The organism is Pseudochrobactrum sp. XF203 (assembly GCF_020341615.1).
GTDB classification, from domain to species: domain Bacteria; phylum Pseudomonadota; class Alphaproteobacteria; order Rhizobiales; family Rhizobiaceae; genus Pseudochrobactrum; species Pseudochrobactrum saccharolyticum.
In genome coordinates, this window is record NZ_CP084392.1 from 761,514 (window position 1) to 787,328 (window position 25,815).

At 52.9% G+C, this 25,815-nt stretch carries 23 protein-coding genes, 1 tRNA gene and 1 riboswitch; of the genes, 16 read left to right on the forward strand and 8 right to left on the reverse strand.

Annotated features, from left to right (window positions below):
• Positions 1–112: 112 nt before the first annotated feature.
• The 4 genes from LDL70_RS03215 (at position 113) to lpxK (ending at position 3,953) form a co-directional block, all read left to right on the forward strand.
• A complete protein-coding gene (locus LDL70_RS03215) occupies positions 113–382 on the forward strand; it encodes a DUF4170 domain-containing protein (protein ID WP_022711233.1) in 270 nt (89 codons plus the stop codon).
• A 59-nt stretch (positions 383–441) separates the two neighbouring features.
• Entirely contained in the window at positions 442–1,200 is a 759-nt protein-coding gene (locus LDL70_RS03220) for a lysophospholipid acyltransferase family protein (protein ID WP_370627042.1), read from the forward strand.
• Between the two features lie 342 nt (positions 1,201–1,542).
• Complete coding sequence (gene waaA / locus LDL70_RS03225) at positions 1,543–2,892, forward strand: lipid IV(A) 3-deoxy-D-manno-octulosonic acid transferase (RefSeq protein ID WP_151158381.1); 1,350 nt, start codon at positions 1,543–1,545, stop codon at positions 2,890–2,892.
• On the forward strand, positions 2,892–3,953 hold the full coding sequence (gene lpxK, locus LDL70_RS03230) for a tetraacyldisaccharide 4'-kinase (protein WP_225687029.1): 1,062 nt from the start codon (positions 2,892–2,894) through the stop codon (positions 3,951–3,953). Before waaA ends, lpxK begins: the two co-directional genes overlap by 1 nt.
• Before the next feature lie 105 nt (positions 3,954–4,058).
• Here lpxK and LDL70_RS03235 read toward each other — a convergent pair whose 3' ends face one another.
• The 4 genes from LDL70_RS03235 to LDL70_RS03250 form a co-directional block, all read right to left on the reverse strand.
• Positions 4,059–4,514, reverse strand: a complete 456-nt coding sequence (locus LDL70_RS03235; protein WP_225687037.1) for a GNAT family N-acetyltransferase — start codon at positions 4,512–4,514, stop codon at positions 4,059–4,061.
• A gap of 1 nt (position 4,515) precedes the next feature.
• On the reverse strand, positions 4,516–4,752 hold the full coding sequence (locus LDL70_RS03240; protein WP_022711228.1) for a DUF2093 domain-containing protein: 237 nt from the start codon (positions 4,750–4,752) through the stop codon (positions 4,516–4,518).
• Between the two features lie 35 nt (positions 4,753–4,787).
• Entirely contained in the window at positions 4,788–6,722 is a 1,935-nt protein-coding gene (gene mutL, locus LDL70_RS03245) for a DNA mismatch repair endonuclease MutL (protein WP_225687039.1), read from the reverse strand.
• A 72-nt stretch (positions 6,723–6,794) separates the two neighbouring features.
• Entirely contained in the window at positions 6,795–7,136 is a 342-nt protein-coding gene (locus tag LDL70_RS03250) for a TIGR01244 family sulfur transferase (RefSeq protein ID WP_075654428.1), read from the reverse strand.
• A 289-nt stretch (positions 7,137–7,425) separates the two neighbouring features.
• Between LDL70_RS03250 and fdhD the strand changes: the two genes are divergently transcribed.
• Positions 7,426–8,292: a formate dehydrogenase accessory sulfurtransferase FdhD gene (gene fdhD / locus LDL70_RS03255; RefSeq protein ID WP_225687047.1), complete on the forward strand. Its 867-nt coding sequence runs from the start codon at positions 7,426–7,428 to the stop codon at positions 8,290–8,292.
• A 139-nt stretch (positions 8,293–8,431) separates the two neighbouring features.
• Here fdhD and LDL70_RS03260 read toward each other — a convergent pair whose 3' ends face one another.
• A complete protein-coding gene (locus LDL70_RS03260; protein ID WP_225687049.1) occupies positions 8,432–8,902 on the reverse strand; it encodes a 6,7-dimethyl-8-ribityllumazine synthase in 471 nt (156 codons plus the stop codon).
• A gap of 85 nt (positions 8,903–8,987) precedes the next feature.
• Positions 8,988–9,141: riboswitch (FMN riboswitch) on the reverse strand.
• 263 nt (positions 9,142–9,404) lie between these two features.
• Here LDL70_RS03260 and LDL70_RS03265 point away from each other — a divergent pair.
• Together LDL70_RS03265 and LDL70_RS03270 are read left to right on the forward strand one after the other, a co-directional pair.
• Entirely contained in the window at positions 9,405–9,854 is a 450-nt protein-coding gene (locus LDL70_RS03265) for a GNAT family N-acetyltransferase (protein WP_213596878.1), read from the forward strand.
• Positions 9,855–10,490: 636 nt separating this feature from the next.
• Entirely contained in the window at positions 10,491–11,891 is a 1,401-nt protein-coding gene (locus tag LDL70_RS03270; protein WP_116086991.1) for a DHA2 family efflux MFS transporter permease subunit, read from the forward strand.
• Positions 11,892–11,964: 73 nt separating this feature from the next.
• Here LDL70_RS03270 and LDL70_RS03275 read toward each other — a convergent pair whose 3' ends face one another.
• Entirely contained in the window at positions 11,965–12,723 is a 759-nt protein-coding gene (locus LDL70_RS03275; RefSeq protein ID WP_022711220.1) for an RlmE family RNA methyltransferase, read from the reverse strand.
• Positions 12,720–14,399, reverse strand: a complete 1,680-nt coding sequence (locus LDL70_RS03280) for a Ppx/GppA phosphatase family protein (RefSeq protein WP_370637765.1) — start codon at positions 14,397–14,399, stop codon at positions 12,720–12,722. The genes LDL70_RS03275 and LDL70_RS03280 overlap by 4 nt, the downstream gene beginning before the upstream one ends.
• A gap of 259 nt (positions 14,400–14,658) precedes the next feature.
• Here LDL70_RS03280 and LDL70_RS03285 point away from each other — a divergent pair.
• From LDL70_RS03285 to LDL70_RS03320, 8 genes are all read left to right on the forward strand, one after another.
• A tRNA-Gln gene (locus tag LDL70_RS03285) sits at positions 14,659–14,732 on the forward strand.
• 357 nt (positions 14,733–15,089) lie between these two features.
• The gene (locus LDL70_RS03290; protein ID WP_225687053.1) at positions 15,090–16,388 is read left to right on the forward strand and encodes an ROK family protein; all 1,299 of its coding nucleotides are present in this window, start codon (positions 15,090–15,092) and stop codon (positions 16,386–16,388) included.
• Complete coding sequence (xylA, locus tag LDL70_RS03295) at positions 16,385–17,695, forward strand: xylose isomerase (protein WP_225687054.1); 1,311 nt, start codon at positions 16,385–16,387, stop codon at positions 17,693–17,695. Before LDL70_RS03290 ends, xylA begins: the two co-directional genes overlap by 4 nt.
• A 58-nt stretch (positions 17,696–17,753) precedes the next feature.
• A complete protein-coding gene (locus LDL70_RS03300; protein ID WP_225688357.1) occupies positions 17,754–18,809 on the forward strand; it encodes a sugar phosphate isomerase/epimerase in 1,056 nt (351 codons plus the stop codon).
• A gap of 12 nt (positions 18,810–18,821) precedes the next feature.
• Positions 18,822–19,976, forward strand: a complete 1,155-nt coding sequence (locus tag LDL70_RS03305; RefSeq protein ID WP_225687056.1) for a Gfo/Idh/MocA family protein — start codon at positions 18,822–18,824, stop codon at positions 19,974–19,976.
• Positions 19,973–21,511, forward strand: a complete 1,539-nt coding sequence (locus tag LDL70_RS03310) for a sugar ABC transporter ATP-binding protein (protein WP_370637767.1) — start codon at positions 19,973–19,975, stop codon at positions 21,509–21,511. The genes LDL70_RS03305 and LDL70_RS03310 overlap by 4 nt, the downstream gene beginning before the upstream one ends.
• Entirely contained in the window at positions 21,508–22,521 is a 1,014-nt protein-coding gene (locus LDL70_RS03315; protein WP_075654437.1) for an ABC transporter permease, read from the forward strand. Before LDL70_RS03310 ends, LDL70_RS03315 begins: the two co-directional genes overlap by 4 nt.
• 103 nt (positions 22,522–22,624) lie before the next feature.
• The gene (locus tag LDL70_RS03320; RefSeq protein WP_225687059.1) at positions 22,625–23,569 is read left to right on the forward strand and encodes a substrate-binding domain-containing protein; all 945 of its coding nucleotides are present in this window, start codon (positions 22,625–22,627) and stop codon (positions 23,567–23,569) included.
• Positions 23,570–23,639: 70 nt separating this feature from the next.
• Here LDL70_RS03320 and LDL70_RS03325 read toward each other — a convergent pair whose 3' ends face one another.
• The gene (locus LDL70_RS03325) at positions 23,640–24,179 is read right to left on the reverse strand and encodes an invasion associated locus B family protein (protein ID WP_225687061.1); all 540 of its coding nucleotides are present in this window, start codon (positions 24,177–24,179) and stop codon (positions 23,640–23,642) included.
• A gap of 386 nt (positions 24,180–24,565) precedes the next feature.
• On the opposite strand from LDL70_RS03325, the gene LDL70_RS03330 reads away from it, so the two are divergent.
• Entirely contained in the window at positions 24,566–25,708 is a 1,143-nt protein-coding gene (locus tag LDL70_RS03330) for an ABC transporter substrate-binding protein (RefSeq protein ID WP_225687063.1), read from the forward strand.
• Positions 25,709–25,815 lie beyond the last annotated feature (107 nt).

Here is a 25,815-nt window from a genome sequence, read left to right on the forward strand (position 1 = left end):
GCACTCCGGTTGAACTTGGACGTAAACCGCTCTAAAGAGGGCGGCAACAAAGGCAGGCTATAAAGTGCTCTGCCTTCCGGCAAAACATAATCTCAGTGACAGGATTAGAAACATGACCGCATCTGGTGAAAACAAACAACTGCTGCATCTGGTATTCGGCGGTGAATTGAAGACGCTGAATTCCATGGAATTCCGTGATCTGGACAAGCTGGATATTGTCGGCATCTATCCGAATTATGAAGCCGCTAAAATGGCTTGGAAATCCAAGGCTCAGCAAACCGTTGATAACGCCCATATGCGTTATTTCATCGTGCATATGCACCGTCTGCTCGATCCTGCAAGTGCAGTTGCTGAAGCTGTACGCTCTGCTGACAAAGCCTGACGCGCGTTCTGACTGTGGCAGGTGACAAACCGCACCGAACCGGATTTCTGACCAAGTTTTTGAAACGCGCCTGGCAGCGTATTCGCGGGCCTTTGGCGCGTTCAGAAGTTCTGAAGACGGTGCTGGTCAATTTGATTTCGGGCTATCTCCGGCTGGTTTATGCAACCAATAAACGCCTGCCGGGATTTTACGAAACGATTGCATCCCAAAAAAAGCAAACGCCCTATATCGTCACTTTCTGGCATGGCCAGCATTTGATGGGGCCGTTTGTGCGCGATAAATCTGTGCCGGTTGTGGCCATGTTTTCGCGCAGTGCCGATGCGGAGCTTAATGCCCGTGTGGCGGAAAAGCTCGGCCTGCAAACGGTTCGCGGTTCCGGCGGGCGCGCTGACAGTGATAATAGCGGAAAAGGTGGCGCACGTGCTTTGATCACCCTGAAGCGGGCATTGGATCAGGGCACCAGCACCGGCATGATTGCCGATGTGGCGCATAGTCCGGTGCGTGAGGCGGGGCAGGGCATTATCCTGCTGGCCAAATTATCCGGCCGCCCGATCCTGCCTGTTGCCTATGCTTTTTCACGCAGCAAAATTCTGGAAAAAAGCTGGGATAAAACCTCAATACCGCTGCCTTTCGGGCGTTCCGCTGCCACCACGACCGAGCCGGTCTGGGTGCCTGCGGATGCGGATGAAAATTTACTTGAGGAAAAACGGCTGGAACTGACCCGCAAACTCGATGCTGCCACGCTTGCCGCTTATAAGCAGCTGGGAATGCTGCCACCTCCTGCCAGAGCATGTCACAGTCAAGTTGATCCAACTTGATCGTTTTAATTTTGTCAGGTTGGATCAAATTGACGGCCGTGACAATGCGACCAACTAAAGAATCCAGAGCGAGCGTCGTTATTAAATTTGAACGCAACCCGCTCTGGCTGACAATAAATTGTGATAGCGGCCGGCATTCTTTTATATAATCACCTTGTGACCGGTTTATTCGTGTATAAACTTAAGATAGGCTTGGTTCGCCGGGCATCTTTATGCAAGATTTCAATAGCTTGCGCAGGGGCGCAAATAGTCTTTGTGCCCTTTGTGTTTCCGGTATTTTATGTTCGTTTTACAGAACAGAACTGCTGTACGGCATAAAACAAGGCCGGTATGGAGATAAGAATGAGTGAAAAATGGGCCCGCACTGTTCTTAAAATCTATAAGGCTGCCGGTTGTGCGGCCTATCCGCTGATCGGGCCTTATATCAGTTATCGTGTTTCCAAAGGCAAAGAAGACCGTACCCGCCGTGCCGAGCGTTACGGTCGCAGCCAGATTGCCCGCCCTGACGGGCCGCTGGTCTGGATGCATGCCGCGAGTGTGGGCGAATTTACCGCCATTCTGCCGCTGATTGAGCATTTTTTGGCACAGGATATCCGCATTTTGCTGACCACAGGCACGCGCACTTCTGCTGCGCTGGTGGGAGAGCGTCTTGGTGACAGGGTTATTCACCAATATGTACCGCTGGATTTGCTGCCTGCCGTACGCCGTTTTCTGGATCACTGGCAACCGGATGTGGCGATTAAATGTGAATCCGAAATCTGGCCGATGACCATTCTGGAACTTGGTAAGCGCCATATTCCGCAAATCCTGATCAACGGGCGGATGTCTGACCGTTCCTATGCGAAATGGAAAAAGCGCAGCTCCGTTGCTGAGGCTTTGTTTGAAAATTTTGCCCATGTGGTGGCGCAGTCTGATGCGGATGGCGAACGCTTCCGCCAGCTCGGCGCACGTCCGGTCACGATTTCCGGCAATCTCAAAGTGGATACGGATGCCCCGCCGGTTGATCCGCAGGAACTGGAGCGTTTGCAACAGCAGATTGGCAAGCGCAAAGTCTGGGCTGCGATTTCCACCCATGAGGGTGAGGAAGATATTGCTGCGACAGTGCATACAATGCTCAGCACCCGCCATCCGGATTTGCTGACTATGATTGTGCCGCGTCATCCGGATCGCGCTGAGGCAATCCGCACCATGATCGAAGCCAAGGGGCTGACTGTTGCTCAGCGCAGCCGTAATGAGGAGATCACTCCGCAAACAGCTGTTTATCTTGGCGATACGATCGGCGAAATGGGCTTGTATCTGCGCCTGTCACAAATTGCTTTTGTCGGCAAATCCCTGACCGGTGAGGGCGGGCAAAATCCGCTGGAACCAGCGATGCTCGGCACGGCAGTTTTGTCCGGCCGCAATGTGCAGAATTTCCGTGAATCCTATCAGCGCCTGATTAAAAACGGCGGTGCCAAACTTGTCAGCGATCATAATATGCTGGCCGGTGCGGTGAATTTCCTGTTCAATAATCCGGAAAAGCTGAAAACCATGACCGAGGCCGGAAAGCGCACGGTCGGTGATATGCGCGGCGCGCTGGAGCGCACACTCACGGCGCTTGAACCTTTTATACAGCCGCTGGCTGTCAAATCCCGTCTGGATACGACAGTTGTTGAACCTCTGGCTGAGACAGATGCAGCGGAGCAGCCGTGATGGCTGCAAATAAGACACCGGCAGATATTTCAGGTTTCTGGTGGCGTAAGGCTGGCTGGCAGTCTGCATTGCTGTCGCCGGTGGCTGCAATTTATGGCTCGGTTGCTAAAAAGCGTATGGTGAATGCAGAGCCGCCGGAAATTGCCATGCCGGTTTTGTGTATCGGTAATTTCACGGTTGGCGGAGCGGGTAAAACACCGACCTGTATCGCTTTTGCCGAAGCTGCAAAGGCTGAAGGCTTTAAGCCCGGTATAGTCTCGCGCGGTTATGGCGGTTCTTTTAAAGGCGTGCATCTGGTGGATGTGGCGCAAGATACGGCCAAGCTGACCGGCGATGAACCGCTGCTGCTGGCAAGACATGCTATGGTCGCGGTTTCGGCCAATCGTTTGCATGCTGCGCAATTGCTGGAAAAGCATGGCTGCAACTTTATCATTATGGATGACGGCTTTCAGAGCGCACGTCTGTTTTATGATTATGCACTGCTGGTGGTGGATGCCGCACGCGGGATCGGCAACGGAAAAATCATTCCGGCAGGACCTCTGCGTGCGCCTTTGATGGCGCAGATGCAGCAGGCATCGGCACTGCTGCGTATAACGCCGAACCATCTGAAAGGTGAGGATGCCTCGGAAAATGTGATCCGCATGGCAGCGCGCAGTAATAAACCGTTTTTTGATGCGCGTCTGGTCTCGGTGGCGGAACAACCGGTTGAGAGCAAAAAGTTTCTCGCTTTTGCCGGTATCGGCAATCCGCAGAAATTCTATGACAGTGTGACAGAACTGGGCGGGGAAGTGGTCATCAGCCGCTCATTTGGCGACCACTATAATTATAAGCCGGAAGATATCCGCCAGCTTATTGCGGAGGCGCGGGAAGCCAATCTGATATTGGCAACCACGGCGAAAGATTATGTGCGCCTGCATGGATTGCAATCTGCCATTGGGGGCGACTGGCTGCGTAATATTGCTGTTTTTGATGTGCGGCTTGATTTTGGCCGTGAGAAAATTTTGCAACGCATTATCAAAACAACACGGCAAAATTTTCTTGAGCGCAGTCTTGAGCTCTAGAGCATTTCACAGTCAAGTTGGACCAACTTGACGGTTGTGATAATGCGACCAACTAAAGAATTTAGAGCGAGCGCTTTGATCCAATCTGGACGTAAACCGCTCTAATCAGAGGCTTTGACGGTAAATATTGAGGCCATCAATATTTTCTTCAATCAAAAGCCAGCCGCGCGCAGCATAATAATCATGCTTGTCAGCTTCAGCGCAAAGATAGACTTCCGAGAAGTTCAGGTCGCGGGCTTGTTGCGCTGCGGCTTTCAGCAAGGCACCGCCGATGCCATGCGAACGCTGTTGTTCATCAACCCAAAGGGCTGCGACCCACGGCGTATATTGCGGGCGGGCTTCCATATCACTGTCAATCAGCGAAACAGTGCCGAGAAACGCACTGCCTTCATGGGCGATGAGCGCAACCGGTGTGGTCTCTGCCGTCAGATTTTCCTGAAACAGACCTTTGATGAAGTCCAGTTCATGACCGTCCTGCCGCCACCATGCATTCCAAACGCGGTTGGCTGCATCATCGAGAAAATGCGGCTGGGTCTTCAGGTCTGATATTTCGTATGCCATTTTAGCTTTTGCTGCGCTGGCGCAGTTCAGGATTAGCTTCCAGTTCGCGCTGATAGGAGACGAGGCCGTTCACATAGGCTTCCTGACGGGCAACGCTCCAGTAGCGCAGATCATCCAGTTCAATTTTTTCGCCGGTAACCGCACAGATCACATAGGAACCCGGTTCGAGAACCTGATAATCACCATCGAGGTAGCGCAATTTGGCTTCACCGTTGCGATTGCTGGAAAACATATTCATTATTCTTTCTTGTCTTTAGTGTGTTTGGGTAATCTTTACCTGCGTCCGAACAGACGTTCAATATCGCTGAGTTTTAATTCTATATAGGTCGGCCGTCCGTGATTGCAGGTGCCGGAACCCGGTGTAGCTTCCATCTGGCGCAACAACGCGTTCATTTCCTCGCCTTTCATGCGGCGGCCGGAGCGCACAGAGCCATGACAGGCCATAGTCGCCGCCACATGATTGAGCATATCTTTCAACCCGTTGGCGGTGTCATGCTCGGCAATTTCATCCGCCAGATCGCGGATCAGTTGCTGCACATCCATTTCGCCGAGCATGGCCGGTGTCTCGCGCACAGCCACAGCACAGGGGCCGAATTGTTCCACACTCAGGCCAAAGCGCTCAAGCGTCGGCGCGTGGGCGACAACACGTTCCGCATCTTCTTCCGGCAGGTCAACAATCTCAGGGATCAGTAGCATCTGCGCGGCCATTGGCTTGGATTCCAACGCGGTTTTCAGCGCTTCATAAACCAGTCTTTCATGGGCGGCATGCTGGTCAACAATCACCAGACTGTCTTCGGTCTGGGCAACGATATAATTGGCGTGGATTTGCGCCCGTGCGGCACCAAGCGGAGCACGCAATAACTCTGCCGGTGCTTCAATTTCTGCGGCACGGCTGTCAGCACTGGGCGCCGCGAATTGTGAAATCGTAGCCTGTAAAGCCTCACCGAAACCTGCCTGCTCAAAGCGCGGTGCCGGTTGTGTATCGAGATGCAACGGACGCTGTGCCGGATGTGCAGTCTGCGGTGACCATTCCTGTCGCGGCGGCTCTGGCCGGTAATTCGAAGCAGACTGCCAGTTACGGGCAGGGGCTGAAGTAAATGAGCTTGATGAACGCTCTGGCGCTTCAAATCCCTTGGTTTCAAATCCTTGCGCCTGAAAGGCTTTCAGCATGGCTTCGGCACCGCTGGTTGCGGGGCGGATGCCCGATTGCGCCAAAGCGTGACGAATGGTGCCGACAATCAGACCGCGCACCAGCCCCGGATCGCGGAAACGCACATCAGCCTTGGCCGGATGCACATTGACATCGACATGAGACGGATCAAGCTGGAGGAACAATACGCCGACCGGATGGCGGTCACGGGCAATCACATCGGAATAAGCGCCGCGTAATGCGCCAAACACCTGCTTGTCACGCACCGGACGACCGTTAATATAGGCAAATTGATGCAAAGAATTGGCGCGGTTGAAAGACGGAATAGCCGTAAAGCCGGTGAGGCGCACGCCTTCACGCTCGCTGTCGAGTGCCAGTGCATTTTCAGAGAAATCTGCGCCAAGCACCTGTGAAATGCGCTCCAGCATGGCGGTTTCAGTGACAGTTTCACCGGCGCTGCATGTAGCAGGCAATTCCAGCGGGCTGCGATCCGTACCGGCAATGGAAAAGCGGATTTGCGGGAAGGAAATCGCAATGCGCTTCACCACTTCCGTAATGGCAGTGGATTCGGCGCGGTCGGTTTTCATGAATTTCAGGCGGGCAGGAGTCGCATAAAACAGATCGCTGACTTCAACAATCGTCCCGCGATTGATCGCAGTCGGGCGCGGGCCTTCCAGATGTCCGCCACGCACCACAACCTCATAGCCGGAATCGGCATCAGCTGTGCGTGATTTAATGCTGAGACGCGCAACGGAACCAATGGATGGCAGCGCTTCACCGCGAAAACCAAGAGCGCGGATATCATGCACATCATCCGTGAGTTTTGAGGTGCAGTGACGCGAGACCGCCAGAGCCAGCTCATCTGCGGGAATGCCGCCGCCATTGTCAGTCACACGGATCAGGTTTTTTCCGCCGCCTGCGGTGACAATCTCAATACGTGTAGCACCGGCGTCAATCGCATTTTCGACCAGCTCTTTCACTACGCTGGCAGGGCGTTCAATCACCTCACCGGCAGCAATCTGGTTGATAATGGTTTCGCTCAGGAGCCTGATAGACATAGAATGATCCGCTGCGTTTTGTAGAATTCAGATGATGTGCAGAGCGTATCCGCACACCATCATTGAGCTTAATCAGCGCTGTTTCTGCTGCTGAACAATGCCGTAAAGATTGGTGCAGCGGGTGCCGGAGCGGCAGTAAGCGAGCACAGGCTGCGGTGCATTTTCCAGAGCTGCGGTCATTTCGTCCAGATTTTCCTGCGTGATCTGGCCACCGGCCACAGGGATGAAATAGGTTTGCAGACCGGCTGCTTTTGCTGCCTGCGCAACCGCATCATAGAGCGGCTGGCCATCGGATTCATGATCCGGACGGTTGCAAATCAGGGTTTTGAAGCCCTGTGCCACAACACCGGCAATATCTTCCGGTGCCAGCTGGCCGGTGACAGCAAAATTTTCATCAATCAGACGAATGTCCATAAGTCAGAACCTCATTAAAGCATGTCGGCTCAAATGGATTCATTTGAGCTCCCGCGAACATGCGACAATTACAAGAATCCAGAGCGAGTGCCGTGGCTGTGATCAAATACAACACGCTCTGGTGGATTTGTTTCAGAATATACCATCGTGATGTGCTTACCACCCCGAAAGCGCTTATTGCCTGTTGAAACTGCCGCGTTATGGCTGAAATTATCATCCGTTTAAGCGCTGGTATATGCTTCCAATAAAAGCATATAGTTATGGCGTCAGAGGGTTGAAAGGGAGAGCTATGGATAAAACCTGCGGACTTGAGAGAGAGGGGAAGGATGATATTCCGCCCGCTACATCTGAGGTCAGTAATATTATCCACCGTCAGGGCGTACTGAAAGCTTCGCATCGGCAGGTGGCAGAAGAGCTGCCTGTGGCATTTTCCTATGGCGGTACCACCCATGCGGTGATGATGGCCAGCCCGCAGGATATTGAGGATTTTGCTGTTGGTTTCAGCCTCTGCGAAGGCATTATTGCACAGGCTTCTGAAATCGAGGCGATGGATATTCAGAACTTTCCCGCCGGTATTGATGTGCAGATGCAATTATCTGATCTGAAGCGTGATGCACTGACTGCCCGCCGCCGTCATATGGCGGGGCCGGTTGGCTGTGGCCTATGCGGTATTGAATCGATTACTGAGGCCGTGCGGGAGTTCCCGCCGGTTGCTGACAGTGATTTCACACTGCGTTCTGAGCAGATTGTGCAGGCCGCAGAGCAAATGTGGGATTTGCAAATTTTGCATCGGGCGACCGGAGCCGTTCATGCGGCAGGTTTCTATCAGACACATCAAAGTGGTAGCGAGATACTGGCCGTGCGCGAGGATGTCGGGCGGCATAATGCGCTGGACAAGCTGGCAGGCTTCTTGTTGCGTGGTGAGGGCAAGGCTGAAAATGCCAATCCGGCGCGTGGTGCTGTGGTTGTCACCAGTCGCGTTTCTCTGGAAATGGTGCAGAAAACAGCGGCGATCCGCTCACCGGTGATTATGGCGATTTCCGCGCCGACGGCTTTGGCAATCCGTACCGCAGAGGCGCTGAATATTACGCTGGTGGCACTGGTGCGCGGTGCGGAATTTGATGTTTATACGCATCCGCACCGTATTTTGGAGTAAAGCATTTCCAGCAAAAGTGGGAACCGTCTTCGCGGGGAAACCAGTTCACTGGACTGATTTCTTTTCCCGCTTCGATACGAAGGACAATGCGTAATAATCAAGAGAGACGGCCTGCATAAGCAAGCCGCCTCTATAATTATCAGGCTTCGATTTTGCTGTAAGTGCCCAGAATCTGCACGGTTGCATGGGCGGCTTCACGGCCTTTGACCATGAAATGCGCATGGAAGAAATCATGGTGCTCTTTGCTGTCATGATAATGATGCGGTGTCAGCACAACGCTTAAGACAGGCACATCGGTGTCCATCTGTGCCTGCATCAGACCTTTGATCACCGCATCGGACACAAAATCGTGGCGATAAATGCCGCCGTCAACCACAAAACCCGCTGCCACAACAGCAGCATATTTGCCGGTGCCGGCCAGCGTGCGGGCAAGAAGCGGTGCTTCGAATACACCCGGCACGTCAAAGACTTCGGTTTCAATGCCGTTGTCAGTCAGTTTAGCCAGTTCTTCAATATAGGATTTGCGTGCTTCATCCACGATATCGGCGTGCCAGCGCGCCTGAATGAAAGCAACTTTGAGGGAAGATGGGTTGGTCAAGCTCTGGTTCATAGTTTCATCTCTTGATACTAGAATCAGGGCGCAAATTCACAAATCGACAGATCACACGCAGAAAGCGGGTGCTGTTTAACCGTGTCTTTGCTCTCTTTCATCCGGACTATACCGTCGGCTCCGGCATCGCACCGGATCTGCTGACTCTGAACAAATCGCTTTATTCAGACGCTCGCGGGCTCAAAGAGTTTCCTCTTCATACCGCCGGTGGGGAATCGCACCCCGCCCCGAGAACAACATCGCGCATTATTACGCGACGCATGTCTCATACAGACAGCTGGAGGGGAAGTCGAGTGGACAATGTGTTACTGTTTTACTTTACAATCTTGCTTCGCTTTTGTGCCGGTGATATGGAGGCGCAGTCCAATCAGGAGATTTATGCGCAGCAACTCATAGCAAGTGTTTCCCCGACAGCCTTTTCATAAACGGCTGAGGGTTGAGTTGCGCCTTTTGCAGCCCATAGCAGGGCGCGTATAATATCTTTCAATGGACTAAAATTATCATGATACAAATACGAAATGAAATCCGCCCGATCCGCAATGAGGATACGGAAACTCTGGTCGCTATCTGGCTGGAGGCCTCACAATTTGCCCATAGTTTTCTGGGGCAGGAGCGCCTGCAATTACAGTCTGAACAGGTGCGGGATATCTATCTGAAACAAGCTGAAAACTGGGTGATCCTCGAAAACGGACAACCGGCCGGATTTATCGGTCTGATGGATCAGTTTATCGGCGGTCTTTTCATCGACACCAAAATTCATGGCAAGGGTCTTGGCCGTCAATTGCTCGACCATGCATTGCAATTGAAGAAAACGCTGTCGCTGGAAGTTTATGCACTGAACACGCAGGCACATAGTTTCTATCTGCGAAACGGTTTTACTGAAACCGCGCGTGATCCGCAGGATGGCGAAGGCCTGCCTTTTGAAGTCATCCATATGCGTCGTGATCTGTAGCTCTACAGATAATAAAAAAGGTCTGCCGGAACACTTCCGGCAGACCTCTTGTGAAATCTGCAGCGCGGGAGTGCTCCCGCATAAACAGGTTAAGAGCATTCATTCGCTTATCAATACAGCGCCGCTATGCTCATCCGTCATGATGGTTATGGCAGAAAATCCAGCCCGATCACACTAATGGCAATGGCCGTATTCAGCGTGATGATCATCATGGTATAAAGTATTGCGCTTTTGGTGATCTCAGTCATCTCACACCTCTACGCATCGGCCCCTTATCGATGCTTTGCTCATTTCTGTTTACTCACCAAATGTAACAGCGTGTAACCGGTCACGCAACCCGAAAGCGCTTTTTTCTGCCGCTCCGGCGATGCCGGTCATGGTTTGAGCCTTGTTTTCCGGCCTTGGCGGGCAAGAGGGAGCGGGTTCTTCAATTGTAACACGCTCATCACAATCCATTGTTTTTTAAGTCGAAATTAATCACGTCGCACACGATTTGTTGCCCGCGTTAAATTTTGTGACACTATGTTTTTGCCCGTCAAAAAACTTTGCCGGTCCGGTCAATTCTGCGTGTAATCCGGTCTGGCTGGTTTATATAATGGCCATGATGAAACATATCTGACATTCAGGATTCGTATTGTGAATCGCATTATTCCGCTGGTTCTGGCCGTCGCGCTCTTTATGGAGCAGATGGATTCGAATGTGATTTCGACCTCACTGGCGGCAATTGCAGCCGATATCGGCACCAGTCCTATTGCGCTGAAACTGGCGCTCACATCCTATCTCGTATCTTTGGCGGTGTTTATTCCGGTCAGCGGCTGGATGGCCGACCGCTATGGCGCCCGCAATGTATTTCGTGCAGCGATTGCGGTTTTTGTGATCGGCTCTGTGGCCTGTGCAGCATCCAATTCTCTGATGAGCTTTGTGGTCGCGCGTTTTCTGCAGGGCATGGGCGGGGCGATGATGACGCCGGTCGGTCGTCTGGTCTTGTTGCGCTCTACACCGCGTAATCAGCTGGTGAATGCGATGGCATGGCTGGCAATCCCGAGCATGGTCGGGCCTCTGGTCGGGCCGCCGGTCGGCGGTTTCATCACAACCTATTTCAGCTGGCACTGGATTTTTCTGATTAATGTGCCGATTGGTTTGGCCGGTATCTGGTTTGCCACTAAATATCTGCCGGTGCTGGATGTGCCGCTGCCGCGCAAGCTGGATGTGACCGGTTTTATCCTGTCGGGGCTGGCAATGTCCGGTGTGGTCTTCGGGCTTTCTGTGGTCAGTCTTCCGGCGCTGCCGCCTGCGGTGGGTATTATCACGCTTGGTGTCGGTCTGCTGTCGACAGCTCTATATATCCGCCATGCAAAGCGGGTGGAAAATCCGCTGCTGGACTTGTCATTGTTTCAGAATGATGTGTTCCGCATTTCCGTTGTCGGCGGCAGCCTGTTCCGTTTGGGCATCGGTGCTATTCCGTTTTTGCTGCCGCTGATGTTGCAGCTCGGTTTCGGGCTTGATCCGTTTCAATCCGGTATGATCACTTTTGTTTCGGCAATCGGGGCATTGCTGATGAAATTCGGGGCGACACGGGTTTTCTCCCGTTTTGGCTTCCGCCGGTTGCTGATGTTCGGCTCCCTCGCATCGGCATGTTTCATTATCCTGAACGGTTTTTTCACGCCGCAAACACCAATGACGCTGATCCTGATTGCCTTGCTGTTTGGTGGTTTCCTGCGTTCAATGTTCTTCACCGGAGTGAATGCGCTGGGCTTTGCAGAAATTCCCGACGACAAAACCAGTCAGGCAACGCCGATTTCTGCGGTTGCCCAGCAGGTTTCAATTGCAATGGGTGTGGCGCTGGCCGGTGTGATACTGGAGCTGAGCACAATCATTCGTGGTTCTGTGCTGCAATTGCAGGATTTTCATATCGCGTTTTATATTGTCGGCGCTATTTCCGCGCTGGCTTTCTTCTCTTTTGTTAAGCTGAAGCCTGAAGCTGGGCAGGAGCTTTATGAGAAGAAATTCGCGCCGAAGGTGAAAAAGATACATTGAGTATCGGGCATGTGATGAAACAAAAAAAAGCGCGGCTCAGCCGCGCTTTTTTGTTGAACAGAATGAGGCGAATTTATTCTTCGCTGTCATCTTCCTTACGGCCTTTGAAATCACGGGCGAGCAGATAAAGCTCAACGGATTCCGCGCGCGATGCAGGCGGCTTAACATGATGCACAGAGCGGAAATTCTGCTTCAGCATGGTCAGCAGGTCATTCTCGGTGCCGCCCTGAAAGGTCTTGGTCAGGAAGTGACCGCCCGGTTTCAGCACCGAAACAGCAAAATGCGCTGCGACTTCACAAAGATGCGCGGTGCGCAGATGGTCGGTGCGGCGATGACCGGTGGTTGGTGCCGCCATATCGGAAATCACCAGATCAGGTGAGTCACCCAATGCATTCATAATGGCATTCGGTGCTTCATCATCCAGAAAGTCCATTTTCAGGAGTGCAACACCCGGCAACGGATCAACGTCGAGATAATCAATGCCGACCACATGCGGCTGCTCATCATTGGAACCGACGATCTTCGCAGCAATCTGGCTCCAGCCGCCAGGGGCTGCACCAAGATCGATAATCTTCTGGCCTTTTTTCAGAATATTATAGCGCTCGTTGATCTCGATCAGCTTATAGGCCGCGCGGGAGCGGTAACCGTCTGCCTTGGACTGCTGCACATAAGGGTCGTTGAGGTGGCGTTCCAGCCAGCGGCGCGATGTTTCTTTGATCGTGCCGGCCTTTTTCTTGACGCGTACATGCATACCGCGCGTGCCTGCGCCGCCACGGCCACCGGTGGTGTTGCCGAATTTTGATTTGCCGGACTTGCTTCCAGAACCGCTCATATCGACTGTCTGCCCTTTAGCTGCGTGTCCCTGCCGGAACCGTTTTTCATATAAGTTTCTTTTGCCTGATGAGGGCGGCGGTGGCGCCATGCACCATCGCGGGACATCAATTCAGTGAGGATACCTTCGCGCAAACCGCGATCGGCAACCAGCAATCTTTCGCTCGGCCAGATCTGACGGATGGCATCGAGAATAGCACAACCGGCCAGCACCAGATCGGCACGGTCTGCACCGATGCACGGATTGGCCACACGGGTTTTGAAATCCCATGAAAGAAGCTTGGCAGTCATGTCAGTCACATCCTGCGAGCCCATCCACATGCCATCCACGCGGCGGCGGTCATAGCGCTCAAGCCCCAGATGAATGCCTGCCAGCGTGGTTACCGTACCGGATGTGCCAAGCAAATGGAAATGCGTACTTTGGGCAAGTTCGCCCAGCTTGTGCCGCTCGCTGAAATCATTCAGCATACCGGCAACATAGGCAACCATTTCCGCATAATTTTCAGGCGTAACATCGCGTCCGCCGAATTTCTCCGCCAGAGTGACAACACCAACGGGCAGGGAGGTCCATGCGGTAATGTGTTCTGCAAGGCGCGAAGAGCGGCGGCAGGTCACATCAATCAGAGCGATTTCCGAAGAGCCGCCACCGATGTCAAACAGCACAAGCGCATCGGTCTCGCGATTGACCAGTGTACCGCAGCCGGAAACCGCAAGGCTTGCTTCAGTCTGACGGTCCACAATTTCCAGCTCAAGACCGGCTTCTTCGCGTACCCGCTCCAGAAAATCCGCGCCATTGCTGGCCGAACGGCAGGCTTCTGTCGCAATCAGGCGTCTGCGGCGGATATTCTTGCTCTCAAGCTTATCACGGCAGATTTTCAGCGCTTCAATCGCACGGTTCATTGCCTGATCGCTCAGGCGGCCGCTGGTGCCGAAACCTTCACCAAGACGCACAATACGCGAGAAGGAGTCGACAACGCGAAATTGTCCGGGTCTGCTCGGCGTTGCAATCAGCAGACGGCAATTATTGGTACCAAGATCAAGCGCTGCATAAAGTGGCGGCTCATAGGCGCGCGGCTGCGCAACCTGTGGCGCGCGGTTTTCACCTGCATGGCCGGAATTATGCTCTGCTCTGGCCGCAATTGGTTTCGGGCTTTGGCGGTTCGGTGCATGGCCGTGCTTGGCGGTTTGCGCTTGTGAAGCGGACTGAGCAGACGGTGTTGCAGCTATATTATTGGCTGCGGCCGGATTGTCCTGCTTTTTACGACGCGAGCGTCTGCGGCGGTTCGAGAGTTTTTTCCCGTTTCTTTGGCCGTTTTTCTGCTCGCTTTTCGGTGCATGATTGCCGGAGGCGTTTTCTGTACGCGCTGATTTGGCTGAAGATGACTTATCGCTGTTTGCAGAAACCCGTTCGGCGGCAAGGGAAGACCCTTGTGCACCGGCTGACATCGTTTCCGAGCCATTATGCTTACCGGCTTTTCGCCGGCGCGCGCGTTTGCGCTGTTTTTTATCGAAGCGCCCCGATTCATCTGCCACGGGCTTTGGTGACGATGAGCCGACAGGAGAACGGCTTGACCGTTGCCCTGTATTCGGCGGCTCAGAGGAAGATGTTCTTCCTTCTTTGCCGCCAGACGCCCCGTTGATAGACACCTTTGGGGTGTGCAGATCGGGGTTCTTCAAAGTTTTTGTCCTTTTGGCACCGCGCGAACCCTTCAGGGACGCAGGCATGGTGCAGACTATTTCACGTTGCCCTTAATGTAACAGTCCTTTGCCGATTTACCAAGGGGCGCAAATTGCTAAGAGAAAGGAGAATTTTGTGATCTGTGGAAAAATATATTGAAATCAGTACAAAGAGGGTTTGCATTTGTGAAAATATCAATTATATGACCACCCACGGCGCCGCGAGCGTCACCGCTTCGCTCTCACAGAGCAGCGATGCTGGGGAATAGTTTAATGGTAGAACGACGGACTCTGACTCCGTTAGTCTTGGTTCGAATCCAGGTTCCCCAGCCAATCTTCTTCTCACTTTACAAAATACAGAGATTTATCCACTTAAAGCGGTAATTCATTGTTTTGATACGGTATATTTCCGTGTCAGCGGTATTTTCTGAAGAAGAATCGAATTTTCCGAAAATTGTAATTTATCCGAATCGCACCAGCCGATGCGGCATGTGATTCTTTTATTTCTCTGTCATCTGCCTTCATTTTTTAATTATCCGGTCTGATTTTATTGCTGAGGCATAGAAATCTTATTTTTTTCGATACTCGAAAAATAGATGACAAGCAGAAAAATCCGTGCCAGTCTTATCCGCAGAGGAGACAGACGGAAACAGGTCGCTAAGAACCGTTCCGTTATAAGGGAGGTGTCGTGTGACGGGAGGCGTTTCACGATCTGAAGAGTTGCGCTGGCAAAACCGGCGGCGGATTCTGCGATTGCTGCGGCAGTCCGGCAGTCTGTCACGCACGGATATCGCCGGCATGACCGGCATGAGCCACTCCACAATTTCCGCTATCAGTGCCATGTTGCTGGCAGAGCAGGTGCTCGTTGAAGTGCCTGAAACAGAAGCCGCGAATAATGCTGAGGGCAAGCGTGGCCGTCCGCAGGTTTTGCTCGGGCTCAATCCGCAATGCGCATCTGTCGTTGCGGTCAATATCGCGCTGAATGTGATTGACGTAGACCTGTTCGATTATGCGGGGCAGAGAATTGCCTTTGAGCAATTGCAGCTTGATACGCTGACTATAGCACCGGATGCACTTCTTGCAGCCTTGGAGCGGCAGATCAGCGAATTACTCAGCCGCTATCCTGATCAGGCGAAAAATCTGCGCCATATCTCTGTGAGTGTGCAGGGCATGACCGATGCTGCCCATCAGATGCTGGTCTGGTCACCGACAATCGGTGCGGAAAATGTAACCATCGCGGATTTTCTGAAACAGGCTTTTGATGTTCCGGTGATGGTTTTTAACGACTGTCTGATGATCGCCGAAGCCTTGCGCTGGTCGCAGCCGGATATCTTCCACGGTGATTTCGCGGCGATCTTGTTTTCGTCCGGTATCGGCATGGGGCTGTATCTGAAAGGCGAACCGTTTTCCGGTGCGCGCTCGTCAGCCGCAGAGTTTGGCCATGTGGTCTATATGCCGGATGGCGCTTTGTGCCGTTGTGGTCGCCACGGTTGTCTTGAGGCCTATGCCAGTGATTATGGCATCTGGCGCAAGGCGCATGGTGTTGATGAAAACAGTGCACCCGTGGCGATGATTCCAGAGAGTGATTTTTATGCGCTGGCGCATGAGGCCAGAACGGCAGACGGCGTTGCGCGGCAGGCTTTCCAGCAGGCGGGTAAGGCGCTTGGTTTTGCTTTGCGCAGCATTTTCTCGCTGATTGATCCGGTGCCGCTGGCTTTTGTCGGCCCCGGTGTGCACGCTTTTGATCTCATCGAGGATGAATTGCGCCAGACCATCAGCGGCGATCTTGCCGATGGACGGCAGGTCGGGCCGCGTAACGGCCTGCAATCGCCCAAAGATCTGACCATTCGTTGCTATCCGTCGGAACAGCCGCTGATCCTGCAAGGCTGTGCAATCACATCTTTGCTTCGCGTTGATGCGGAGACGGAAGTTCAGAAATCAAAATTGCTGGTGACAAATAATAATAACGCACAGAGGGTAACGGCATGAGCACAGGTTTCTTCGGATTGGATAAACCCATTCGCTATGAGGGTGAGAAAAGCACCAATCCGCTTGCCTATCGTTTCTACAATCCGGACGAGATTGTACTGGGCAAAAGACTGGAAGATCACCTGCGCTTTGCCATTGCCTATTGGCACAGTTTTGCATGGGTTGGCGGCGATCCGTTCGGCGGGCAGACTTTTGAGCGCCCGTGGTTCGGCGACACGCTGGATCACGCGAAGCACAAAGCTGATGTGGCCTTTGAATTGTTTACGCTGCTTGGCACCCCTTATTATTGTTTCCACGATGCGGATATCCGCCCCGAGGGCAAAAATTTTGCGGAAACATCGGCCAATCTCGACCATATGGCCGATTATCTTCAGGAAAAGATGAACCAGACGGGTATTAAACTGCTCTGGGGAACCGCCAATCTTTTCTCGCATCGCCGCTATATGGCCGGTGCTGCCACCAATCCTGATCCTGAAATTTTTGCCTATGCTGCCGCCACGGTTAAGCATTGCATGGATGTGACGCACCGCCTGAATGGTGAGAATTATGTGCTCTGGGGCGGGCGTGAAGGCTATGAAACTCTGCTCAACACGGATGCAGGGCGTGAGCTTGACCAGATGGGGCGCTTTCTCTCGCTGGTGGTCGATTACAAGCATAAAATCGGTTTCAAAGGCACAATCCTTGTCGAGCCTAAGCCGCAGGAGCCGACCAAGCATCAATATGATTTTGATGTCGCAACCGTTTACGGCTTTCTCAAGCGCTATGGTCTGGAAGGCGAAGTGAAGGTCAATATCGAGCAGGGGCATGCCATTCTTGCCGGTCATTCATTTGAGCATGAGCTGGCAATGGCCAATGCGCTGGGTATTTTCGGCTCCATTGATATGAACCGCAATGATTACCAGTCCGGCTGGGATACAGACCAGTTTCCGAACAATGTGCCGGAAATGGCGCTGGCTTATTATCAGGTTCTGCAAGGCGGCGGCTTTACCACCGGCGGCACAAATTTTGATGCCAAATTGCGGCGTCAGTCGCTCGATCCGCAGGATCTGCTGATTGCGCATATCGGCGCGATGGATTGCTGTGCACGCGGGCTTAAAGCCGCTGCGAAAATGATTGAGGACAAAGCTTTGTCCGCTCCGCTTGATGCACGTTATGCCGGATGGCAGCAGCCGCAGGCGCAGGCCATGCTGCAGGGCAAACAATCACTGGAAGACATTGCTGCCTATGTGCGCGACAGCGGAATTGAGCCGCAGCCGGTTTCCGGTCGTCAGGAATATCTGGAAAATATCGTGAATTGTTACGTCTAGTTGCACTTCTGGCAATGGTGAACATCAGAAACGATACAGAAAATTCGGGAGTTGGATGATGAAAACGATTAAAGGACCGGCGATATTTCTGGCGCAGTTTGCGGGAGATGCGGCACCGTTTAACTCCTTTGAGAATATCTGCAAATGGGCAGCCTCGCTGGGCTATAAAGGCGTGCAGATTCCGACATGGGATAAGCGTTTGTTCGATCTGAAAAAAGCATCGGATTCGCAAACCTATTGCGATGAAATCAAAGGCATCGCCGCTGATAATGGTTTGGAAATTACCGAGCTTTCAACGCATTTGCAGGGGCAGCTTGTTGCGGTGCATCCGGCCTATGATGCAGCCTTTGACGGCTTTGCCGATGAGGAAGTGCGCGGTAATCCGCAGGCGCGACAGAAATGGGCGGAAGATCAGGTACGCCGCGCGCTGCGGGCTTCCAAACATCTTGGTCTGAATGCTATGGCATCCTTCTCCGGTGCGCTGGCATGGCCCTATGTTTATCCGTGGCCGCAGCGCCCTGCCGGTCTTGTCGAGACAGCTTTTGATGAGCTTGCGCAACGCTGGACACCGCTGCTCAATTATGCCGACGAAAACGGTGTGGATGTTTGCTACGAATTACATCCGGGGGAAGACCTGCATGATGGTATTTCCTATGAGATGTTCTTGGATCGGGTGAAAAATCATGCCCGCGCTAATATCCTGTATGATCCGTCGCATTTCGTGCTGCAGCAGCTCGACTACCTTGATTTCATTGATATTTATCACGAACGCATCAAAGCGTTTCACGTCAAGGATGCAGAATTTAATCCGACCGGACGGCAGGGTGTTTATGGCGGCTTCCAGAGCTGGGTAAACCGCGCAGGCCGTTTCCGCTCATTGGGTGACGGGCAGGTCAATTTCGGCGGTATTTTCTCGAAACTGACAACGCATGACTTCGATAGCTGGGCTGTGCTTGAATGGGAATGCGCATTGAAGCATCCTGAAGACGGTGCACGCGAAGGTGCGGAATTTATCCGTCATCATATTATCCGCGTTACAGAGCGTGCTTTTGATGATTTTGCCGATGCGGGCACTGATGATGCGGCAAACCGTAAAATGCTCGGTCTGGGTTAAGAGGAGGTGGCTATGGGAAACGCAGCACATCGTATCAGACTTGGCATGGTCGGCGGCGGGCAGGGCGCTTTTATCGGCGCCGTGCATCGCATTGCAGCGCGGATTGACGATCAGTATGAACTGGTTGCCGGTGCGCTTTCATCCGATCCGGCACGCGCCGGTGCTTCTGCGCAAGAGCTGGGCATTGCACCTGAGCGTTCCTATGCATCTTTTGAAGAAATGGCGCTGGCGGAAAGCAAACGGCCGGATGGGATTGAGGCTGTGGCTATAGTCACGCCGAACCATCTGCATGGCGCTGCTGCCCGGGCTTTTCTGGCCGCAGGCATTCACGTAATTTGCGACAAGCCGCTGACAACTACAGTTGCTGAAGCCGAGCAACTGGTTGAAGCTGTTCAGCAATCCGGTAAAATCTTTGTGCTGACCCATAATTACAGTGGCTATCCGATGATCCGGCAGGCGCGGGAAATGGTGGCCAATGGTGATCTGGGTGATATCCGTGTTGTGCAGGCCGAATATGCGCAGGATTGGCTGACAGAGCGCAGTGAGCTGAGCGGTAATAAACAGGCTGAATGGCGCACTGATCCGAAACGCTCCGGAGCCGGTGGCGCAATCGGCGATATCGGTACCCATGCCTATCATCTGGCCGGATTTGTCAGCGGTCTTGAAGCCGAGGCAGTGCTGGCGCAGCTGACCAGTTTTGTTGAGGGGCGGGCGCTGGACGATGATGTGCAGATTATGCTGCGCTACAAAGGCGGCGCACGCGGCATGTTATGGGCAAGTCAGGTTGCCGTCGGGAATGAAAACGGGCTGAAACTGCGGGTCTATGGCAGCAAAGGCGGGCTGGAATGGTCGCAGTCTGATCCGAACTATCTGTGGTTCACGCGTTTCGGCGAGCCGAAGCAACTCATCACCCGTGGCGGAGCCGGAGCAGGTGCCTCAGCCGCTCGTGTTACCCGTATTCCGGGCGGGCATTCGGAAGGTTATCTCGAAGGTTTTGCCACGATTTACACGGAAGCAGCACGCGCTATCCGCGCAGCGCGCAACGGTGAAAAACCGGATGCGGCGGTACTATATCCGACTGTTGAAGACGGGCTTGAAGGAATGCGCTTTATTGAAGCTTCTGTGGCTTCATCCAAAGCAGGCAATGTCTGGACAAATTTGCGATGACAGAACGAGACACGAGCAGCAAACCACCTTTTATGCGTGTTGAGAGACTGGCCAAAAGTTTTGGACCGGTGGAAGTGCTGCGCGATATTACGCTGGATATCCGTGAGGGTGAAATTCACACGGTTATCGGAGAAAATGGTGCCGGTAAATCGACATTGATGAAGTTGCTTGCCGGGCATTTAAGTCCGAGCAAAGGCACAATCTTTATTGATGGGCAGCCGGTTGTGCTGTCAGGGCCGGTTGATGCGGAGCAACGTGGTATTGTGCTGGTGCATCAGGAAATTTTGCTGGCACCGGATATGACGGTTGCGCAGAATATTTTCCTCGGCCGCGAGCAGCGCAAAGGCCTGATGCTGAATGACCGTGCCATGAATGCGCAGGCCAGAACAGCAGTTGCGGATCTCGGTGCGGATATCGAGCCGACTATGCGTGTTGAACAATTGTCGATTGCGCAACGTCAGCTGGTACAGATTGCCCGTGCTTTGCTGGTGCCGCACAGACTGGTGATTTTTGATGAGCCGACTGCTTCACTGACGCCGGTTGAAACTGAAGCTTTGCTCAAAGTCATCATGGCTATCCGTAATCGCGGTGCAGCGATTTTGTATATTTCACACCGCTTGCCGGAAGTGAAAGCCATTGCCGATCGTGTGACAGTGCTGCGCGACGGGCAGATGATTACAACGCGTGAGGCAGAAGGGCTGGAGCCGTTGGATATGGCACAGCTGATGGTCGGGCGTGATATGTCCCAACTTTATCCGGAACGTGTCATCCCGCAGGTCAAAACGCCCGTGCTGGAAGTTTCGGATTTTAACGTTCCGGGCTATGCATCCGGTTGTGCTTTCACGCTGCATAAAGGCGAGATACTCGGTTTTGCAGGCCTGATTGGTGCGGGTCGCACCGAGCTGTGCGAGGGCGTGGTGGGCTTGCGTCACGCGCATGGTACTGTGCGTGTGAACGGAACAGTGAAGCGCTTTCACAATGCCCGTGAGAGTATGGATGCCGGACTTGTTTACCTGAGTGAAGACCGCAAGGGCAAAGGGTTGTTGCTGGCACAAAACCTGCGCACCAATCTGACATTGGCCGCTTTAAGCCAGTTTTCAGGCTTGCAGATTGACCGCACTGCCGAGGCTGCAGCATTGGAAAAGGCAATCGGGGATTTTGATATCCGCACCCGTAATCCTGATCTTCTCGCCGGACAGCTTTCAGGTGGTAATCAGCAGAAATTGCTGTTGGCAAAAATGATGCTGCTAGAGCCGGATATTGTGATCATTGATGAACCGACACGCGGTATCGACATTGGCACCAAAGAGCAGATTTACCGCTTTATTGCTGAGCTGGCCGCGCAGGGCAAAGCCGTTATCGTGATTTCTTCGGAAATGCCGGAACTGATCGGCCTGTGTCACCGCGCACTGGTGATGCGCAATGGCCGTATCGTTGCGGAAATCAGCGGAGACAAAATGACCGAGAATGAAATTGTTGTGCACGCTACCGGTGTCACATCTTCAGAGGCTGCAATTTTTGCAGAGGCGCTATGACAGAACAGGCTAAAACCACTCCGCAAAATACAACAGAACGCCGCTTCTGGCAGGATATGGATTTGCGTGCTGTTGCCCCTTTCGTGGCATTGGCGGCTCTGCTGGTTTTCGGAACGTTGGTGAACTCCAATTTCATCGGCGTGGACAATCTGCTGAATATTGCAACCCGCAGTGCCTTCATCGCGATTATCGCTATTGGCGCGACCTTTGTGATTTCATCCGGCGGTCTTGATCTGTCTGTCGGCTCGATGTCTGCCTTTGTTGCAGCTGTCACGATCATGTTCATGAATTCCGGCATCATCACCGGCATTCTGCCGATGTTGCTGGTGGCTGCCTGTATTGCCATTGTTGTCGGCGCGCTTTGCGGACTGGCCAACGGCGTCACGACCACACTCGGACGTATCGAACCATTTATCGTAACGCTTGGCACAATGGGAATTTTCCGCGCACTCACCATTTATCTGGCTGAGGGCGGTTCCATTGCCATGAAATCGCAGGAGCTGCGGGCAGCCTATCGTCCGGTTTATTTTGGTAATATTCTGGGCGTTCCGGTGCCGATTGTTGCAATCATTGTTGTGGCGCTGATTGCATCTTTCATACTCTACCGCACAGCTTTTGGCCGCCATATTATCGCGGTTGGTTCCAATCAGGATGTGGCGCGTTATTCCGGCATTCCGGTTAACCGCGTGCGCACAATGGCTTTTGTCATTCAGGGGATCTGCGTTGCCATCGCTATTCTGATTTACATTCCGCGTCTGGGCGCAGCCACGCCGACCACAGGTCTGATGTGGGAATTGCAGGCAATTACCGCAGTGGTGATTGGCGGCACAGCCTTGCGTGGCGGTGTTGGCCGCATCTGGGGCACTGTTTGCGGTGCACTCATTCTGGAGGTTGTCGGTAATATTATGGTTCTGTCTGATCTGGTCAGTGAATATCTGATCGGGGCGGTGCAGGGCGCGATTATCATTATTGCAATGCTGGTGCAGCGGTCATTGTCGCGGCGTCAGTAATTGCAGATGTACTTGGCGGCGGGGCTGTGGCTCCGCTGTCGCAAAGCGGCGGAGGGGAGGCCGGACCGCCGTGTCGTCAGGCCAAATATCAGGGAGTGAGACCATGAAAAATATTCTGTTAGGTGCTGTTTGTGCTGCTGCCCTGTTCGGGACAGCGGCTCAGGCACAGGAAGAAAAGAAAGTCACGATTGCCGTGTCGATACCGGCGGCTGACCACGGCTGGACCGGTGGCGTTGTCTATCATGCAGAACGGGCTAAAGCGGTTTTGGAGAAGAGCCATCCGGGTCTGAAAATTGTCATCAAAACCTCGCCGGACGGCGCTTCACAGGCCAATGCTCTGGAAGATCTGACCACGCAGGGCATGGATGCGCTGGTAACACTGCCGCACAACTCTGATGAGCTGACCGATCCGATCCGTCAGGTGAAGGATAAGGGCATTTTCGTTACCGTTGTTGACCGCGCATTGTCCGATCAGTCCATTCAGGATCTTTATGTTGCCGGTAATAATGAAGAACTCGGCCGCGTTGCCGGTCAGTATCTGAAAGATACGCTTGGCAAAGGCGATGTCGTGGTTATCCGCGGCCTGCCGATTGTGATTGATGAAGAACGCCAAAAGGGTTTTGACGGCGCAGTCGCCGGCAGCGACATCAAGGTGCTGGATAAGCAGTTCGGCAACTGGTCGCGCGATGATGCCTTTAAAGTGATGCAGGATTATCTGGTTAAATATCCGAAGATCGATGCGGTCTGGACGCAGGATGACGATATGAGCGTTGGCGCTCTTGAAGCCATTCAGCAGGCCAAACGCACAGATATTAAAATGGTTGTCGGCGGTGCCGGCATGAAAGAAATGATTAAAAAGGTTGCCGACGGCGATGCAATGGTGCCGGTAGATGTACTCTATCCGCCAGCAATGATTGCAACTGCATTGGAACTGACCGTTGCCAATTTCTACGATCAGGTGCCGGTGCGCGGACGCTATATTCTGGATGCAACCCTTGTCACCAAGGACAATGCGCAGGAATTCTACTTCCCTGATTCACCATACTGATCGGGTCTGTACCTAAAAGAAAAGCTCCGGTTCGCCGGAGCTTTTTTTGTTTTGTACTATGAGCGGATACTTATTTCAGCAATTCTCTGGTGCGTTTTATAGCGGAAGCAAAGCCATCCAGCGGGACTGCAAGTTTAAGGTCTTTCCCGTCCGCAGATTGTATGAGGACAGACAGGTTCTGCCCCTTACTTAAAGCATCTGTCTTCGCTGTATCAAAACTGGCGGGTACAATACAACCGGCTGGCAGGCAGGTTGAGAATGCAACAGCTTTGTCGGCAGTCGTTTCATCAATCTGCAAAACCGCTCCGGCGCTGAGATTGAGGCCAAATGGCAGAACAAAGGCGCCGGATGCACCGCTTTTGTCAGGGCTAATCTCAACGGCAAGAGCACGCTGTCTTTTATCATCAACCTGTTGCTGGGACATGGAACAGAGGACTTTTTGCGCTTCATCCTGCTTTTGTACAAGGCAGGAAACTGTCCAGTTGCCGTAAGTTTCAGAGAGCGATGATGCCCCGCCGGGTAATCCGGTGGCAGCGGATACGGATGCAATATGCAGTGCCAGACAGAGTGTGGTTCCGGTTATTATTCTGAGGATGTTTTTGTTACTCATCACTTGCGCTCCCCTGTTTTATTGAATGACGGACGGATATTTCAGAAACCGGCAGAGATGGTTTTCGCCGGTTCTGCAGAATTGAAAACAATCCGCACCATAGACAGTTTTGGCCGGTGAAATACTGACAATTATATATGTTTTACGGGGATAAAATCGGAGCATTCCGGCAATGCGGCAATATCGGGCTTTATTGGTTAAGCCTGTGCTTGCAACTATGCAAACAAGCCGTTAAATCAGATTATGATGGGCTGAAACTCCGGTCATTGAATATACATTTCTGTAGGGCTGAAAACATATGTTGTTTTTGTGCTGACAATAATGATGTGAATGATTGTGCAGACAGAATGAAATCCCATCCGGTCGGGGAGCCTTGGGAGGGGTTTATGAACAGAAGACATTTACTGGCTTTAACCGCAGCAGCTGCATTGTCGGCAGCATTGCCGCAAATGAGTTTTGCGGCGGAAACCATCAAAATCGCAGACGTGATTGAACTGTCCGGCGCAGGCGCGACCGTTGGCACCAACTGGCGTGATGGTTTGAAGCTGGCTGTTGAAGAGATCAATACCGCAGGCGGCGTGCTCGGACAGCAGCTCGAAGTCACAGACTATGACACGCAGACCGATGCAACGACTTCGCGCGCTATGGTGCAGAAGGCGATTGACGACGGCGCTTATGTGATTATGGGGCCGATTTATTCCGGCTCGGTCAAAGTCAATATGATGGTTGCCATGCAGAATGGCGTGCCGCAGCTGACTGGTGCGGAAGCACCATTCATCACCGATCTCGGCAATCCTTATATTTTCCGCACATCCTTCGGCGCGCAGCAGTCGATGCCGAAACTGGTGAAATATCTCACCGATGAGCTGAGTGCCAAAACCGTTGCCGTTGCATGGGTCAATAATGATTTCGGCAAAGGCGGACGTGATGCGTTTGTTGCGGAGCTTGACAAACGTGGCATCAAGCTTGCCGGCGATGTGTCCAGTGAAGTCGGTCAGGCGGACTTTGCCGCTGACGTGGTGAAGCTTAAAGACAGCAATGCCGATGTGATCTTCGCCTATTTGCACGAAGAAGAAAGCGCACGTCTGCTGAAAGAAATGCAGAAACAGGGCGTAAAGCAGCCGATCTTTGGTGAAACCACACTGATGAACCAGAAGGTGATTGATCTGGCCGGTGATGCAGTGAACGGCGTGCGTGGCCATGTTGGTTTGACCGCCGATGCACCGGTGCAGGCTGTGCAGGATTTTGCCAAGAAATTTGAAGGCAAATATGGTTACAAGCCGGATCATAATGCGATTAAAGCCTATATGGGCGCTTATATCGTGAAATATGTGACCACGAAAAACGGCAAAGTTGACCGTCAGGCCTTTGCTGATACGCTTCACGGGCTGACCATCACCCCTGCCGATGAGCCGGGCATTCTGATGGAAACCACATGGGATGACAAAGGCGAAGTGAACCGTGAGAGCTTCCTTGTGGAAGTCAAAGACGGCAAGCAATCTGTCGTTTCCACACTGCCGAAGCTTTAACGCATGTCGCGGAAAAGTGGATGCCGGTTTTCCGATAACGACATGCGTAACAATAAATAGTCGTTGCGTATTCCGGCGGGGTGTCCGCCGGAATATGCCCGCAAAAC